The 15,964-nt window shown below is 70.4% G+C and carries 8 protein-coding genes; all 8 read left to right on the top strand.

The genetic code is table 11. The features are described from left to right. Position 1: 1 nt before the first annotated feature. The 8 genes from GC106_RS20680 to GC106_RS20715 all read left to right on the top strand — a co-directional run bounded on the left by GC106_RS20680 (position 2) and on the right by GC106_RS20715 (position 15,964). Positions 2–2,014, top strand: a complete 2,013-nt coding sequence (locus GC106_RS20680) for a bifunctional copper resistance protein CopD/cytochrome c oxidase assembly protein (RefSeq protein ID WP_312872760.1) — start codon at positions 2–4, stop codon at positions 2,012–2,014. A 160-nt stretch (positions 2,015–2,174) separates the two neighbouring features. Further along, positions 2,175–2,576 carry a single-stranded DNA-binding protein gene (locus GC106_RS20685; RefSeq protein ID WP_173133135.1) on the top strand — a complete coding sequence of 134 codons (402 nt, stop codon included), beginning with the start codon at positions 2,175–2,177 and terminating at the stop codon, positions 2,574–2,576. A gap of 75 nt (positions 2,577–2,651) precedes the next feature. Continuing rightward, positions 2,652–4,328: an energy-dependent translational throttle protein EttA gene (ettA, locus tag GC106_RS20690; protein ID WP_173133138.1), complete on the top strand. Its 1,677-nt coding sequence runs from the start codon at positions 2,652–2,654 to the stop codon at positions 4,326–4,328. A 12-nt stretch (positions 4,329–4,340) separates the two neighbouring features. Then, a complete protein-coding gene (locus GC106_RS47925; RefSeq protein ID WP_173133141.1) occupies positions 4,341–9,419 on the top strand; it encodes a diguanylate cyclase domain-containing protein in 5,079 nt (1,692 codons plus the stop codon). A gap of 140 nt (positions 9,420–9,559) precedes the next feature. Next, positions 9,560–14,527 (top strand): NAD-glutamate dehydrogenase, encoded by a 4,968-nt coding sequence (locus GC106_RS20700; protein ID WP_173133144.1) that lies wholly within the window; start codon positions 9,560–9,562, stop codon positions 14,525–14,527. A gap of 71 nt (positions 14,528–14,598) precedes the next feature. Then, a complete protein-coding gene (locus tag GC106_RS20705) occupies positions 14,599–14,991 on the top strand; it encodes an acyl-CoA thioesterase (RefSeq protein ID WP_217280752.1) in 393 nt (130 codons plus the stop codon). After that, positions 14,984–15,634: a DUF8185 domain-containing protein gene (locus GC106_RS20710; protein ID WP_173133150.1), complete on the top strand. Its 651-nt coding sequence runs from the start codon at positions 14,984–14,986 to the stop codon at positions 15,632–15,634. The genes GC106_RS20705 and GC106_RS20710 overlap by 8 nt, the downstream gene beginning before the upstream one ends. 60 nt (positions 15,635–15,694) lie before the next feature. Further along, positions 15,695–15,964, top strand: coding sequence for a hypothetical protein (locus GC106_RS20715; RefSeq protein WP_173133153.1), 270 nt, complete (start codon positions 15,695–15,697; stop codon positions 15,962–15,964).

Raw genomic sequence — 15,964 nt, forward strand, 5'->3', positions numbered from 1 at the left:
GGTGACCTCCACCGATTCCCCAGCGCAGGCGACCGGTACGAAGCGGGCACGTGCTCGCATCGGCCCGTTGCTAGTGGTGGGCGGTGTGCTCGCGGTGCTCGTCGCGGCAGCCTTGTTCGCGCTCGTCAGCGACCGTTACCTGGTGGGCGTTCCCAACCCGGGCCCGTTCACCGCCTACGGGATGATCACGCTGCGCGTACTGGCCGAGATCAGCAGCGTGCTCGTGATCGGATCACTGCTGTTCGCCGCGTTCATGGTGCCGCCCCAGAAGTCCGGCGTGCTCGCGGTGGACGGCTACGCGGCCGTGCGCACGGCGGGCTGGGCGTCGATCGTCTGGTGCGTCTGTGCGCTGCTGTCCATCCCGTTCACGACTGCGGACACGTTCGGCCGTCCGGTCACGCAACTGTTCGACATCCAGACGCTGGTGGACCTCGCGGGCGGCTCGGAGGTGACGAACACCTGGCTGGTGACGGCCGCGATCGCGTTCCTCGTGGCGGTCGGCACCCGGCTGGTCCTGACCTGGGGCTGGACCACGGTGCTGTTCTTCGTCGCGGCCGGCGGCCTGTTGCCGCTGGGCGTGAGCGGTCACTCGTCCAGCGGCGGCCAGCACGACCTGGCCACCAACAGCCTGCTGCTGCACCTGATCGCCGCCGCCCTGTGGGTCGGCGGCCTGGTCGCGCTGCTCGCGCACGGCAGGCGCAAAGGCGAACACCTCGGCCTGGCCGCGAGCCGGTTCTCCAAGGTCGCGCTGGCGTGCTGGATCGTGATGGCGGCGTCCGGCCTGATCAACGCGCTGGTCCGGCTGCCGCTGGGTGACCTGTTCAGCACCAACTACGGGCTGCTGGTGGTCGCCAAGGTCGTGGCGCTGCTCGTGCTCGGCGTCTTCGGCTACTTCCAGCGCGAACGCGGTGTCGCGGCCGTGGTCGCCACAGGCGCGGGCCGTGCGCTGGTGAAGCTGGCCGCGTTCGAAGTGCTGATCATGATGTTGACCATCGGCATCGCCGCGGCGCTCGCCCGCACGCCACCGCCGCAGCAGGCGGTGACCCAGCCCGGCAACGTCGAACTGCGCATCGGGTACTCGTTGGACGGTGCGCCGACGTTCCTGAAAGCCTTCGTGGACTGGCGTTTCGACCTGATCTTCGGCACGGCGGCGATCGCGCTCGCGGTGCTCTACCTGCTCGGGGTGCGGCGGCTGCGGGCTCGCGGCGACGCGTGGCCGGTCGGCCGCACCGTCGCCTGGCTCTGCGGATGCGCGACGATCCTGCTGGCCACGTCCTCGGGCATCGGCCGGTACTCGCCCGCGATGTTCAGCATTCACATGGTCAGCCACATGATGCTGAACATGCTCGCGCCGATCCTGCTGGTCCTGGGCGGCGCGGTGACGTTGGCGTTGCGGGCACTGCCCGCCGCGGGCAAGGACAACCCGCCCGGTCCGCGTGAATGGCTGGTCGCGCTCGTGCACTCGCCGCTGGCCCGAGTGCTGACGCATCCCGTCGTCGCGCTCGTGCTGTTCGTCGGGTCCTACTACCTGCTGTACTTCTCCGGCCTGTTCGACAGCGCGCTCGACCTGCACTGGGCGCACCTGGCGATGAACGCGCACTTCCTGATCACGGGCTACGTCTTCTACTGGCCGGTGATCGGCATCGACCCGTCGCCGCGGCGGCTCCCGCCGGTCGGACGGCTGGCGATGGTCTTCGCGTCCCTGCCGTTCCACGCGTTCTTCGGCGTGATCCTGATGAGCATGCAGCAGGTCATCGGCGACCGGTTCTACCGCTCGCTCGCCCTGCCGTGGGCCAGTGACCTGCTGTCCGACCAGCGCCTGGGCGGCGGCATCGCCTGGGCCGCGGGCGAGCTGCCCCTGCTGGTGGTGCTGGTGGCCCTGCTCGTCCAGTGGAGCCGTCAGGACGAGAAGGAGGCCCGGCGCCGCGACCGGCGGGCGGACGCCGACGGAGAGGCCGAACTGGCCGCCTACAACGCGATGCTCAACAAGATGAACGGCGGGAAGCCCGACTAGCACACCCCACCGACAATCCGGCCCGCCACCCGGCCCACGCCACCCGGCTTGTCCACATCCGGCACCTGTCCACAGCCGAGCCGCCCGGCCCCTGCCGCCCGCCCCGCCCCCGAGGCAAGCTGGCAGCAAGCCCAAACCGGCGTGGACAAGGAGAAACCCCATGGCGTGGAACGAAACCAAGGTGACGTTGACCGGTCGCGTCTGCACCGACGTCAGGCTCTGGCACCCCGAGGACGACGAGCGGACCGTCGCCGCCTTCACCGTGGCCGCGCACGAACGCAAGTTCGACAAGGCCACCGGCACCTGGGTCAGGGGCCGCGACCTCTACATGAGGGTCAAGTGCTTCCGGCGGCTGGCCGCGACCGTCGCCCAGACCTTCGTCAAGGGTGACCCCGTCGTGGTGACGGGCAAACTGCACACCAGCAAGTGGGAGAAGGACGGCGAGCGGCACTCCGAAATCGAGATGGAAGCGGCCGCGATAGGCCCGGACCTCACACAATGCAAGGTGGTCATGCTCCGCGACGAGCGGTCCGGCGTGCCGGCCGAGGCGGTGGCGGCATGACACTGATCGTCACTCCAGCCCCGTTCCCGACGGTCGCGGTAATCGGCGCGTACCGACAGCTCTACGATCGCGGGCATGGCGGAGTTCATCTACACCATGAGGAAGGTGCGCAAGGCGCACGGGGACAAGGTCATCCTGGAAGACGCCAGCATCTCGTTCTACCCGGGAGCCAAGATCGGCGTCGTCGGTCCGAACGGGGCCGGCAAGTCGACCGTCCTGCGGATCATGGCGGGACTGGACCAGCCGAACAACGGCGACGCCATCCTGTCGCCGGGCTACTCGGTGGGCATCCTGCAGCAGGAGCCCCCGCTCAACGAGGAGAAGACCGTCCTGGGCAACGTCCAGGAGGGCCTCGGGGAGGTCAAGCGGCAGCTCGACCGGTTCAACGAGATCGCCGAGCAGCTGGCGACCGACTACTCCGACGAGCTGATGGAGGAGATGGGCAAGCTGCAGGAGGCCCTGGACCACGCGGACGCGTGGGACCTGGACTCGCAGCTGGAGCAGGCGATGGACGCCCTGCGCTGCCCGCCGCCGGACGCGGACGTGAAGGTGCTCTCCGGTGGCGAGCGCCGTCGGGTCGCCCTGTGCAAGCTGCTGCTGTCCAAGCCCGACCTGCTGCTGCTCGACGAGCCCACCAACCACCTGGACGCCGAGAGCGTGCTGTGGCTCGAGCAGCACCTCGCGTCGTACCCGGGCGCGATCCTCGCGGTCACCCACGACCGGTACTTCCTGGACAACGTGGCCCAGTGGATCCTCGAGCTGGACCGTGGCCGCACCCACGGCTACGAGGGCAACTACTCGGCGTACCTGGAGAAGAAGGCCGAACGGCTCGCCGTGCAGGGCAAGAAGGACGCGAAGCTGCAGAAGCGCCTCAAGGAGGAGCTCGCGTGGGTCCGCTCCAACGCCAAGGCACGGCAGACCAAGTCCAAGGCCCGTCTCGAGCGGTACGAGGAGATGGCGGCCGAGGCTGAGAAGACCCGCAAGCTCGACTTCGAGGAGATCCAGATCCCGCCGGGCCCGCGACTGGGCAACGTGGTGGTCCAGGTCGACGACCTCAAGAAGGGCTTCGGCGACCGCACCCTGATCGACGGTCTCACGTTCGACCTGCCGCGCAACGGCATCGTCGGCGTGATCGGCCCCAACGGCGTGGGCAAGACCACCCTGTTCAAGACCATCGTCGGCCTCGAACAGCCGGACAGCGGTACCGTCAAGATCGGTGAGACGGTGAAACTGTCCTACGTGGACCAGAACCGGGCCGGTATCGACCCCGCCAAGAACGTGTGGGAGGTCGTGTCGGGCGGGCTGGACTACATCAACGTCGGCCAGGTCGAGATGCCGTCCCGCGCGTACGTCAGTGCGTTCGGGTTCAAGGGCGCGGACCAGCAGAAGCCCGCGGGCGTGCTGTCCGGTGGCGAGCGCAACCGGCTCAACCTCGCGCTGACCCTCAAGCTGGGTGGCAACCTGATCCTGCTCGACGAGCCCACGAACGACCTGGATGTCGAGACGCTCGGCTCGCTGGAGAACGCTCTGGAGCAGTTCCCCGGCTGTGCCGTGGTGATCTCGCACGACCGGTGGTTCCTCGACCGCGTGGCCACCCACATCCTGGCGTGGGAGGGCACCGACGAGAACCCGGGCAAGTGGTTCTGGTTCGAGGGCAACTTCGAGGGCTACGAGAAGAACAAGGTCGAGCGGCTCGGTGCGGAGGCGGCAAGGCCACACCGGGTCACGTACCGCAAGCTGACCCGGGATTAGGTGGCCGTACCGGTGACGGCGAGCAGAAAGGGATCTTGGTCGGACGGCGGGACAACGGACGGCGAACTGCTCGCCGGCACCGCCGACCGGTTGAGGTGGCGCGCTCCTGAGCTCACCTTGGTCTTCGCGCGGCTCGCGGCGACGCGGGCCGGCGAGGCCAAGGACCGGGCACTCGCGTTGCGCGCCAACGCCCTTGTGGTCGCCGCCCTGGTGCGTCTCGGCAAACACGCCGAGGCCGTCGAACCGGCGGTGTCCGCCCTGCGGGAGGCCGAGACCGCCGGTGAGCGCGAGCTCGCCGGCGAGGTCCGGGTCGACCTGGCGGCGAGCACCCGTGCGGTCGGACTGGCCGGCAGTGCCTTTGTCCTTGTCCGTCCCATGCTGGAGGGAAGTGATACACGCCCGGCGGTGCGGGCGGGTGCCCTCGCGGAGATCGTGGGCGGCTTGGCGCAGGCCGGGCGGCTCGAGGTCATCGACGAGGTGCTCTCGGAGGCCGACCGCCTGTACGCCGCCGACGACATGTTGACCGGCGACGTACGGCGAGTCCTGCGAGCCCTGTTGTGCGCGCGGATAGCCTCGTTCCGGCGTCGGTGGGGATACCCCACCGGTGCGGTCGCGGCGGCCACGGAGGGCATGACCCTGCTCGACGGCCTGACCGATCCCTGGACGGACTCCGGGCAGGCCCGGGCCGAGCTGGGCCTGGAGATGGTCAGCGCGCTGCTGGACGCCGGTGAGCAGACCGCGGCGCTCGGCCAGGCCGATCAGACGCTGACCCAGCCGGTGCGGGCGTCGTCGGCCGCCGCGATCGGGCGGCTGATGCTCATCCTCGCGACCCGGGTGCACTTCCCGTCCGGCCGGGCCAGGGAAGCGCACGCGTTGCTCGCGGAGATCGTGCGGATTTCCCGCAGGCACGAACTGGACGGCCTGCTCGCCGATGTCCTGACATCGCTGGCGTACGCCCAGGAAGCCGACGGGGACCTCACCGAGGCCCTGAACTCGCTGCGCTCCGCGCGGGCGGCGGAACAGCGCAGGCTCCGGGCCGACACCCTGGCGAGACTGATCGTCCTCGAAGAACTGGGAGCGGGCACGAGACTGCCCGACGACACGGAATCGCTGTTGCGCCGCGTGGTGCGGACCCCGGCCAGGTTCCTGCCCGAGGCGCCGGGAACCGAGGTCAGCAGCCGCGAGGCGGCGAGCCGGGAGATGTCCGGCGCGCAACTCGCCGGCCGCGACATCGGGCCAGGCCCGCGGCCCCGGCCAACCCGGGGCAGCGGAACCTACGACAGCGTCGGCTACGAGCGCTCGGGCCGGGGCACCGAAAGCTACGACCTGGCCGCCGCCATCAGCCAGGACTACGACACGGCGGCGGCAGGTCACTCGGTCAGCGAGCGCTACGCCCTCGCGGCGGGCCCAAGCCAGGACCACGGCCTGGGCTCCGAGGGCAGCCAGGGCTACGACCTGGAGGGCTACCCGATCGTGCCCGGAGCGGGCTACGGCGCAACGAGCACGACCAGCGGCGGCACGGACACGCGCGCCGACAAGGGCAGTGGTGGCCTGGGCAGCGGCACGGCCGGAGGGAGCGGGACGGGGAGCCGGACCGGAGGAGGAGGCGGCGGAGGGGAGGGGGGCGGGGGCGGGGCCCCCGGAACCTCGGACTTGGCGGCGAGTGCCCTGGGCGGTACCAGTAACCAGGACATCCTCGGGCGGGAGCTCGCCGGCTGGGAAATGGTCGCCAGGGAACGTGCCATGGACCTGGCCGGCCAGACCCGTGCCGGGTCGGACCTCGTCGCCGCGGACCGGGCCGCGCCCGAATGGGCAGGCGCGGATCCCGCGGCCGTCGACCGGGTTGTCGGTCGCGCCGCCGTCGACAGCGCGGCCGTGGATCTCGCGGCCGTCGACGGCGCGGCGGTGGATCTCGCCGCTGTCGAGTCCGAGCCGGACCGGTCGGCCACCGCGGAGCGGCCGAGCCGCCCGAAGGGCAAGCGCGCCGCCGACGCGGACAAGCCGAAATGGCCTGACCCGTCGCAGAACGAACGCGATGAGGAGACCGGGCTGCTCAACCGGCAGGGCCTGCGCCGCAGGCTCGCCGCCGCACGCCGCCAGTCCCGGCCGACCGCGCTCACGCTGGTGCGGCTGGAACCCAGTGGCGAAGCCGATCCCGAGCCCGAGGAGCGCAAGAAGGACCCGGACAGCACGGACCGGTTCAGCGCCGCCTTGATCAAGGCCATCGACACCGCGGGCCGGGTCCCGCCGGAGATCGACCCGGACGTGCTGACCTCGTTGGCCGACCATGTCCGCGACATGGCACCGCAAGACGCGGAACTCGCGCGGCCGGACGATGGCGAGCTCGCCGTGTTGCTGCCCGACACGACCAGGGACGAAGCCGAGCAGTTCGCCGCCACTCTGCGTGAGACCGTCTCGGCTTCGGACTGGGACCCGCAGGACCCGGCGCGCGGGGTCAGCGTCAGCACCGGCGTGGCCCAGTACCAGGAAGGCACCAGCGAAGACGCCTTGCTGTCCGCGGCACGGGAGGCGCTGACGAGCACCGAGCACGACACCGACCGGCCTGACTGGCAGGCGGTCGAACCGGTGTACGACCTGCCGCCCGAGGACAGCGGCTACACCTACATTCAGGAGTACGCCGACCTGTCCAGCGACGGCCCGGACCCCGAGATGGCCAAGTACCTCGCCGCGTTCCCGTTACCGGACTACGGCAGGCAATGGCCGGCCGTCGAACAACCTGAAAGCCCAGGCCACGACACCGCCGACACGGACGAGTCCGGCAGGTCGATACTCGACCGCTTGGACATCACCCGTGGCAGCGGCGGGCGCCGTCGTGCGCCGGACGCCTTCAACGCGGACCAGTCGACGGACTTCGACCAGTACGCGATCAAGCAGCCGATGGAGTCCTACAGCAACACCGGCGACGAGATCCTGGCCGCGGCCGAGGAAGCCGAGCGCGCGTCGATCCCGCGGACGCCCGAGCCGGAGGAGATTCCGGCGCCGCCGGACGGCCCGGAAGTCCCGATCCCGCCGGACCCGGACGCCGACCCCCAGCCGGGCCGTCGCAGGCGGCCGGCCGATCCGGCCGATCCGGACGCCGACCCGTTGACGAAGCCGCGCCCGAGGTTCCCCACCGGCCCGGACATCCCGGCCCCGCCGGACCCGGACGCCGACCCCGAGCCCCGGCGTCGCCGGTGGACGTCGGAGTCGGACGCCGAGAACCCACGGGCCCGGCGCCGCGCACTTCCACGCGACCCGTCGCGGCGTGCGGTGGAACCCGGCGACGACCCGGAGGCGACCGGCCCGCACAGGATGCCCGGTCCCCTTGAGGAACCGGCCTTCTCCAGCCAGATGGACCCGCCGAAGAGGCCGTCGGACGTCGGCCAGTCCACCGGCCGCCGCCGGATGCCCGATCCCCCGGCGGAGCCGGAAACCGCGGCAGGCCGCAGAAGGGCGCCCGAGCCGGTCGACGAAGCCCCGTCAACGGCCTCGGGACGCCGACACATGCCCGAACCGGACGAGCCCGAACCAACGGGCCGCTCGGCCCCAGGCGAGTCAACAGGCCGCCGCAGAATGCCGGACGCCCTGAGCGATCCTGAGCCGACGGGTCGTCGGCGGATGCCGGATGCCTTGAGTGATCCGGAGTCCACGGGCCGTCGCCGGATGCCGGAAGTTGTGGACGATCCGGAGTCGACGGGTCGTCGTCGGGTGGCGGATGCCTTGAGTGACCCGGAGCCCATGGGGCGTCGCAAAGTGCCTGGCTCCACGGACGATCCTGAGTCCACAGGGCGTCGGCGGATGCCGGATGCCCTGAGCGACCCGGAATCGACCGGCCGTCGCCGGATGCCGGAAAACGCGGACGATCCTGAGTCGACAGGCCGCCGCAGGGTGGCGGATCTGCTGAAGGGCCTGGAGTCCACGGGACGTCGGCGGATGCCGGGCCTCGCCGATGAAGCGACCGGCCGCCGCAGGCTGCCCGAACCCGCGGACGATCCTGAGTCCACCGGACGCCGCCGCATGCCGGACGCGGTGGCAGAGGCCGAGCGGCCGAAGCCGGAGTCCTTGGCGGACAATGCTTCCAGCCAGGCGTTCCCCGGCGCGGTCGAGTCGACCGGGCGACGCCACAAGCCCGAAGACCAGCGTGTGTCACGGACAGAGCCAGCCGAGCGCACAGATCCCTTGCCCGGCAACGATCCGGCCAAGCCGCGGCTCGGTTTGGACGACATACTGGCCGGTCGTCAGCAGACTGGCGGCGTCCCGGCCGAGACCGGGCAGCCGGTCGCCAGGCGGTTGCCGGAACCCCTTGGCGTGGAAGAGATCCAGGCCGGGCGCCGGAGGGTGCCCGAGCCGGGCGCGGCGGAACCGCCCACCAGTCAAACGGTTTCGGAGTCGCCGGGCCTGGACGACGAGCCGGGCGGCCTGCCTGAGCAGTCCTCCCCAGGCGTGCGCCGGACGTCGGACTTCGAGTTGCCCGGCGAGGACGTGTCAAGCAGCCGCCGGATTCCCGGGCAGGAGACAGTCCGCCACCCGATGTCAGGACCGCAGTCGCCCCTCCCGGCCCCCGGACCCGGACAGGCGACGGTTCGCCGTGGCGTGCCGGAAACCCCGGAGGGGACCCGCAAAGCACCGGAGCAGTCCGGCCCGGCCGATCTCGACGACTTCCCGTCGGCCGGCCGCCGCCTGCCCGGACCGGCTCCCGCGCCGGAGGTCTTCTCGTTGGGGCCGGACGGATTGTCGCGGCGGCGCGCCACGCCCGGGACTCCTTCTCCTGAACCGGTTGAGGAAACGATTCAGCCGGCCGCGCTCGACGAGCTGGCCAAGCGGCGGCAGGCCGAACGTGCCGAGCGGCAGGAACGGCTGCGCAGGCGGGTCGAGCAGTCCGGTGAGGCGACCGGCGACGACCGGCCGAGCCGGCTTCGCCGCCGCGAGCGCACCGACCTGAAGCTGGCCGATTTGCTGGCGGAAGCCCTTGTCGCGTACCAATCGTCAACGTCCGAGGCGCCCGGTGAGGACGTTCTGTCGGCCTATGAGGACCTGGACGGGGCACCTGGCGAGGACCCCGGGCGGCACCAGGGTGGAACAGGCTATTGAAGCGCCCTAAATGAATCTCAAGTCCCACCCGTCCTTGCACGGCTCGCGGGCGTGGCCCTTAGGGTTAGGCCGCAGCTGGCACAACAAATGGCACAACGACGTGCCGCACAGGGTGCCGACGAGCGTGGAGCCGGGAGAACATGACCTCGACTGGAGTCCAGTCCCAACGCAACACCGCCGCGGCGAAGGCCGCGGCCCCGGCCAGCCCTGAGCAGATCAGGGACGACCTGGTGGCGCAGGCCGCCGGATCCGCCTCCGAGATCGCCGACCTGATCCGGCTCTACTACCGCTACGTGCCGCCGGAGGAGGTCCTCGACTTCGCTCCGGCCGACCTGGTCGGTGCCGTGCGCGCGCACCTCGATCTGGCCGCGCAGCGGGTGCCGGGCCGCCCGGTGATCCGGCCGGTCAACCCGACCGCCGAGGCGGACGGCTGGTCCACCACCGCGACGGTGATCCAGATCGTCACCGACGACATGCCGTACCTGGTCGAATCCGTCAGCGCCGAACTCGTCCGCAGTGGCGTGCAGGTTCAGCGCGTCGTGCACCCCATCGTCGTGGTGCGGCGGGACGTGACCGGGAAACTGCTCGAGGTCCTGCCGACCGCCGACCCGGGCGACCCGCCCGCGGACGCGCTGGTCGAATCATGGATGTACATCGAGATCGATCTGGTCACCGACCCCGGCCGCGGCCGGGCGATCGCCACCGGGCTGGACTCGGTGCTCAACGACGTCCGCGAGGTCGTCGAGGACGCCGCCAAGATGGCCGGCCAGGCCCGTCATCTGGCCGACCAGCTGGAGGCCGATCCGCCGCCGTTGGAGGAGACCGACGTCAGCGACGGCATCGCGTTGCTGCGGTGGCTGGCCGACGGGCATTTCACTTTCCTGGGGTACCGGCAGTACGAGTTGGTGCGGGGCGACGGTGACCCGGCGCTGAAGGCCGTGCTGGCGACCGGTCTGGGTGTGCTGCGGCAGGACAGCCTGGCCGCGCGGAGCCTCACCGCGGGCCCGGACTCGATGGTGTCCGCCGCGTTGGCGCCGAAGTTGCTCGTGCTGACCGAGGCCAGCGCACCGTCCACTGTGCACCGTTCGGTGTATCCGTACTACGTCGGTGTGAAGACGTTCGACGAGAACGGTCAGGTCACCGGCGAGCACCGGTTCCTCGGTGTGTTCACCACGATCGCGTTGCACGAGAACGTCCTGGACATCCCGGTTGTCGAGCGCCGGGTGCGTGAGGTCATCCACCAGGCCGGGTTCCCGCTGGAGTCCTACTCCGGCCAGCGGATGCTCGAGGTGATCCAGAACTGGCCGCGGGCCGAGCTGTTCTCCAGCACCGCGGAATCGTTGTACGCCACCGCGACCGGTGTCATCGCGCTGGCCGACAGACGCAGGCTGCGGCTGTTCCTGCGCCGCGACCCGTACGGCCGTTTCTTCTCGTGCTTCGTGTTCCTGCCGCGTGACCGGTACACCACGACGACCCGGCTGGCGATGCAGGAAGTCCTGCTGGAGGAGCTGAACGGGTCCAACCTGGAGTACAACGCGCGGATCGGCGAGTTCTCGCTGGCCCAGGTGTACTTCACCGTGCACACCGATCCGCGGCGGCAGATCGAGCCGGACGTGCCGCGCATCCAGGAACGGCTGACGATGGCCATCCGCAGCTGGGAAGACCTGATGGCCGAGGCCGTGGTCGCCGAGCAGCGGGAGAAGACCGGCAACGGCGCCACCGGTGTCGTGTCGATCGGCTCGGAGTCGGCCTCCCAGCAGGGCCAGCGGCTGGCGAACATCTTCCCCGAGGCGTACAAGGAGGATTTCACCGCCGCCGAGGGGCTGCGGGATCTGCGCAGGTTGCAGGCGCTGTCCGGCAAAGGCGACATGGACATCGAGTTCTACGTCCCCGCGGACGCCGCGGCGGGGGAGCGGCGGTTCAAGCTGTTCCTCTGCGGTGACGGTGTCACGCTGTCGCAGGTGCTGCCGGTGCTCACCGCCATGGGCGTCGAGGTGATCGACGAGCGCCCGTACGAGCTGCGCAACGAGGGCGGCCTCGCCTGGTGGATCTACGACTTCGGCCTGCGGATCGACCCGTCGGTGCTGGAGGACCGGTCCGACGAGGACGTCGAGCAGGTCAGAACCCTGTTCCAGGAGGCGTTCGCGGCGGCGTGGCGCGGCGACGCCGAAGTGGACCGGTTCAACGCCTTGGTGCTGCGCGCGGGCATCAGCTGGCGGCAGGCCACGATCCTGCGCGCGTACTCGCGTTACCTGCGTCAGGCCAGCACGCCGTACAGCCAGGAGTACATCGAGGACACCGTCCTGCGGCACACCGACATCGCGACCGCGCTGGTGCGGTTGTTCGAGTGCCGGTTCGACGTCACCAAGGACGAGCAGACCCGGCTGTCGAACCTGAAGTCCCGGGTGGACGAGATCACCGGGATGATCGACGAGGTCACCAGCCTCGACCAGGACCGCATCCTGCGCAGTCTGCTCACGCTCATCAACGCCACGCTGCGGACGAACTACATGGTCCGCGACGAGGACGGCAACCCGCGTCCGTACCTGGCGATGAAACTGGACCCGCGTGCGGTGCCGGACCTGCCGCAGCCGCGGCCGCGGTTCGAGATCTTCGTGTACTCGCCGCGCGTGGAAGGTGTGCACCTGCGGTTCGGCCCGGTCGCGCGCGGCGGCCTGCGGTGGTCCGACCGCCGTGAGGACTTCCGGACCGAGGTCCTCGGGCTGGTCAAGGCCCAGGCGGTGAAGAACGCCGTGATCGTGCCGGTCGGCGCGAAGGGCGGGTTCGTGGTCAAGCGCCCGCCTGTGGCGACGGGCGACCCGGGCCTGGACCGGCAGGCGCAGCTCAACGAGGGCATCGCGTGCTACCGGATGTTCATCTCCGGGCTGCTGGACCTCACCGACAACCTCGAAGCGGGCAAGACGGTCCCGGCGCCGCAGGTCGTGCGCTACGACAGCGACGACAGCTACCTCGTGGTCGCGGCGGACAAGGGCACGGCGACGTTCTCCGACATCGCCAACGAGGTCGCCCAGAGCTACGGCTTCTGGCTCGGTGACGCGTTCGCCTCCGGCGGCTCGGTCGGCTACGACCACAAGGCCATGGGCATCACCGCGCGGGGCGCGTGGGAGAGCGTGAAGCGCCACTTCCGCGAGCTCGGTGTGGACACGCAGTCGCAGGACTTCACGGTCGTGGGCGTCGGTGACATGTCCGGTGACGTGTTCGGCAACGGCATGCTGCTGTCCGAGCACATCCGGCTGGTCGCCGCGTTCGACCACCGGCACATCTTCATCGACCCCAACCCGGACGCGGCCACCTCGTACGCCGAACGGCGCCGCATGTTCGACCTGCCGCGCTCCTCCTGGGACGACTACGACCGTTCCCTGATCAGCAAGGGCGGCGGGGTGTGGCCGCGGACGGCGAAGTCGATCCCGCTGACCGAGGAGATCGTCGAGGCGCTCGGCCTGCCCGGGGGCACCACGAAGCTCTCGCCGTTCGAGCTGATGAAGGCGATCCTGCTGGCCCCGGTCGACCTGCTGTGGAACGGCGGCATCGGCACGTACGTCAAGGCGTCCACCGAGTCGCACGCCGAGGTCGGCGACAAGGCCAACGACTCGATCCGGGTCGACGGCTCCGACCTGCGCGTGAAGGTCGTCGGGGAGGGCGGCAACCTCGGCCTGACCCAGCGCGGCCGGATCGAGTTCGCCCGCTCCGGCGGGAAGGTCAACACCGACGCGCTGGACAACTCCGCGGGGGTGGACTGCTCCGACCACGAGGTCAACATCAAGATCATGCTGGACCACCTGGTCACCAGCGGTCAGCTGACCGGCCGGCAGCGCGACGAACTGCTGGCCGAGATGACCGACGAGGTCGCCGACCTGGTCCTGCGGGACAACTACCGGCAGAACGCGATGATGGGCGTCAGCCGGGCGCACGCCGCGCCGATGCTGTCGGTGCACGCGCGGCTGGTCGCCGAGCTGGCGGAGAACGGCGGGCTCAACCGTGAGCTCGAGGCGCTGCCCACGCCGCAGAAGTTCAAGGAGCTGGAGAAGGCGGGCCTCGGCCTGACCTCGCCGGAGCTGGCGACCCTGCTCGCGCACGTCAAACTGGGCCTGAAAGAGGACCTGCTGGCCAGCGAGCTGCCCAGCCAGGGTGTGTTCGCGAACAGGCTGCCGGAGTACTTCCCGAGCCGGCTGCGGGAACGGTTCGGTGACGCGATCGCCGCGCACCCGCTCAGCCGGGAGATCACCACGACGTTGCTGGCCAACGAGGTCATCGACGGCGCGGGCATCACGTACCCGTTCCGGCTGGCCGAGGAGATCAACGCGTCGGCGACCGACGCGGTGCGCGCGTTCGCCGTGGTGACAAGGGTGTACGACCTGCCGGAGATCTGGCGGGAGATCGACGCGCTGGACAACCGGGTGCCGACCGAGGTCGCCGACAGCATGGTCCTGGAGACCCGCAGGCTGCTCGACCGCGCGTCGCGCTGGCTGCTGTCCAACCGGCCGCAGCCGCTGGCGGTCGGCGCGGAGATCAACCGGTTCTCCCGGGTGGTCAAGGTGATCGCGCCCAAGGTCGGCGACCTGCTGCGGGGCGAGGCCAAGGCGTCGGTCGAACGCGACACCACCGAGCTGGTCGGGCACGGCGTGCCCGAAGCGCTGGCCAGGCGGATCGCGGCGCTGCTGGACGCGTACAGCCTGCTGGACGTGGTCGAGGTGGCCGAGCTCGCCGAGCGTGAGGTCGGCCTGGACACGGAGCGCAGCCCGCTGGAGACCGCGGAGCTGTACTACGCGTTGTCCGACCACCTCAACGTCGACCAGGTGCTCACGTTCATCAGCGGCCTGGAACGCGGCAACCGCTGGCACGCCCTGGCGCGGCTGGCGCTGCGCGACGACGTGTACTCGTCGCTGCGGTCGATCACGCTGGACGCGTTGCAGCACAGCGATCCCGGCCAGACCGTCGAGCAGAAGATCGAGAACTGGGAGAAGGCGAACGCGTCCAGGCTCGGGCGGGCGCGGGTGGCGCTCGACGAGCTGCGGCACTCCGCCGCCCGGATGGACCTGGCGATGCTGTCCGTGGCCGCCCGTCAGATCCGCAGCATGATCCGGTAGTACGCTGCGCTGATACTCGGGGAGGTTCGGTGGGTGTCTTCTACGCTTCGGTGTGGCCACGGTGGTCCGACATGGACGCGTACCGTCACGTCAACCACGCGCAGACGATCACGCTGCTCGAGGAGGCGCGGCTACAGCTGCTGTACGGCGAAGGCGCCCGGCACGGCGCGGGCATGGTCGACGGCGGACTGGTCGTGGCCCGGCTGGAAGCCGTGTACCACGCGCCGCTTTTTGTCAACGGCAACCCGTTCCGCGTCGGCCTGTCGATCACCCGGCTGCGGGTCGCGGACTTCACCATCCACCAGGTGATCCACTGTGGACCGGCGGAGGACGACAAGGTAGGCGTCGTCGCGGACGTCACCCTGGCGCCGTACGATCTGCAGAACGGCAGGCCCCGGCGGTTGACAGAGGCCGAACGCGACTTCCTCGCCGGGTGGCGGTCCGGGGGCGACGAGAGTGTCTGAGCTGACTTTCACCGACTCGCACGAGCGGGACGACCTCGGCGCGTTCGTCGCCAGGGCCGTCCGGCTCGACAGCGACTCCGTGGTCCGGCTGAAGGCCAGGGCGAGCAGCGGCACAGGTGAGGATCTGATCGACGCCTGGGTGGCGACGCCGTTCGACGTGCTCGCCACCCGTACCGTGCGCGGTTCGCTGAAGCCCGGCGACGTGACCGTCGCGGGCAACGAACTGCTCGCCGCGCTGGCGATCGTGCGTGGTGAGACGGTCGACCCCGGGTTGCCACGTGACCTGCTGTGGCGCTCCGCGTTGCCGCCCGGCCAGGGCTGGCAGGTCATCGACCAGTTGCCGGCGGAGGTCGTGTCGTCGCTCGCGGACCGTGGCCTGACGGTCGCGCGCGAGAACGTCGGCCCGCAGGGCACGCCCCCGGCGTCACTGCTCGACCAGACGGTCCTGACGGTCACCGGGGACGGCATGGAGATCAAGGTCCCGTTGCGGTGCCTGTTCGCCATGTCGGGCATGGGCTTCCTCGGCAACGAAGGCCCGGACGATCGTGTCCGCGTGACCGCGACCGACTCGTGGCTGCGCATCGACGCCCGGTTCGGCGCCGTCGTGCGGCGACGCCATGCCCTGCTGCCCCTGCTCGTGTGAAAACCGCTCGTAAGACTCTTGTCAGCAGCATCTCGGCGCCGGAAAGGGCATGCTGTGGGCATGACCGAAAAACCGGCTGCCGAGCCTGACCCGGCGAAACAGTGGCTCGCGGAGACGTTCCCGGACCCCGCGCCCTGGCCGGAGCCGCGCCCGGCCGCGCCCGAACAGCACGAGGTGCAGCAGCTCAAGCACTCCAGGCTGGGTGACGGCCTGCGCGGCGCCGCGGCGCTCGCAGCAGGCCTGTACGTCTATGACGCCGTCACCGACGACGCGGAAGCCCCCGACGCCGGTGGCGACTTCGGCAGTGGTGACTTCAGCGGCGGGTCCTGA

The sequence above is a fragment of the Kibdelosporangium persicum genome, from assembly GCF_013280595.1.
GTDB classification, from domain to species: Bacteria; Actinomycetota; Actinomycetes; order Mycobacteriales; family Pseudonocardiaceae; genus Kibdelosporangium; species Kibdelosporangium persicum.

Excerpts from the sequence above, each read along its gene's own strand:
- GC106_RS20700 (WP_173133144.1), top strand. The coding sequence starts at position 9,560 with ATGACCTCGACTGGAGTCCAGTCCCAACGCAACACCGCCGCGGCGAAG.
- ettA (WP_173133138.1), top strand. The coding sequence starts at position 2,652 with ATGGCGGAGTTCATCTACACCATGAGGAAGGTGCGCAAGGCGCACGGG.
- GC106_RS20715 (WP_173133153.1), top strand. The coding sequence starts at position 15,695 with ATGACCGAAAAACCGGCTGCCGAGCCTGACCCGGCGAAACAGTGGCTC.
- GC106_RS20685 (WP_173133135.1), top strand. The coding sequence starts at position 2,175 with ATGGCGTGGAACGAAACCAAGGTGACGTTGACCGGTCGCGTCTGCACC.
- GC106_RS20705 (WP_217280752.1), top strand. The coding sequence starts at position 14,599 with ATGGACGCGTACCGTCACGTCAACCACGCGCAGACGATCACGCTGCTC.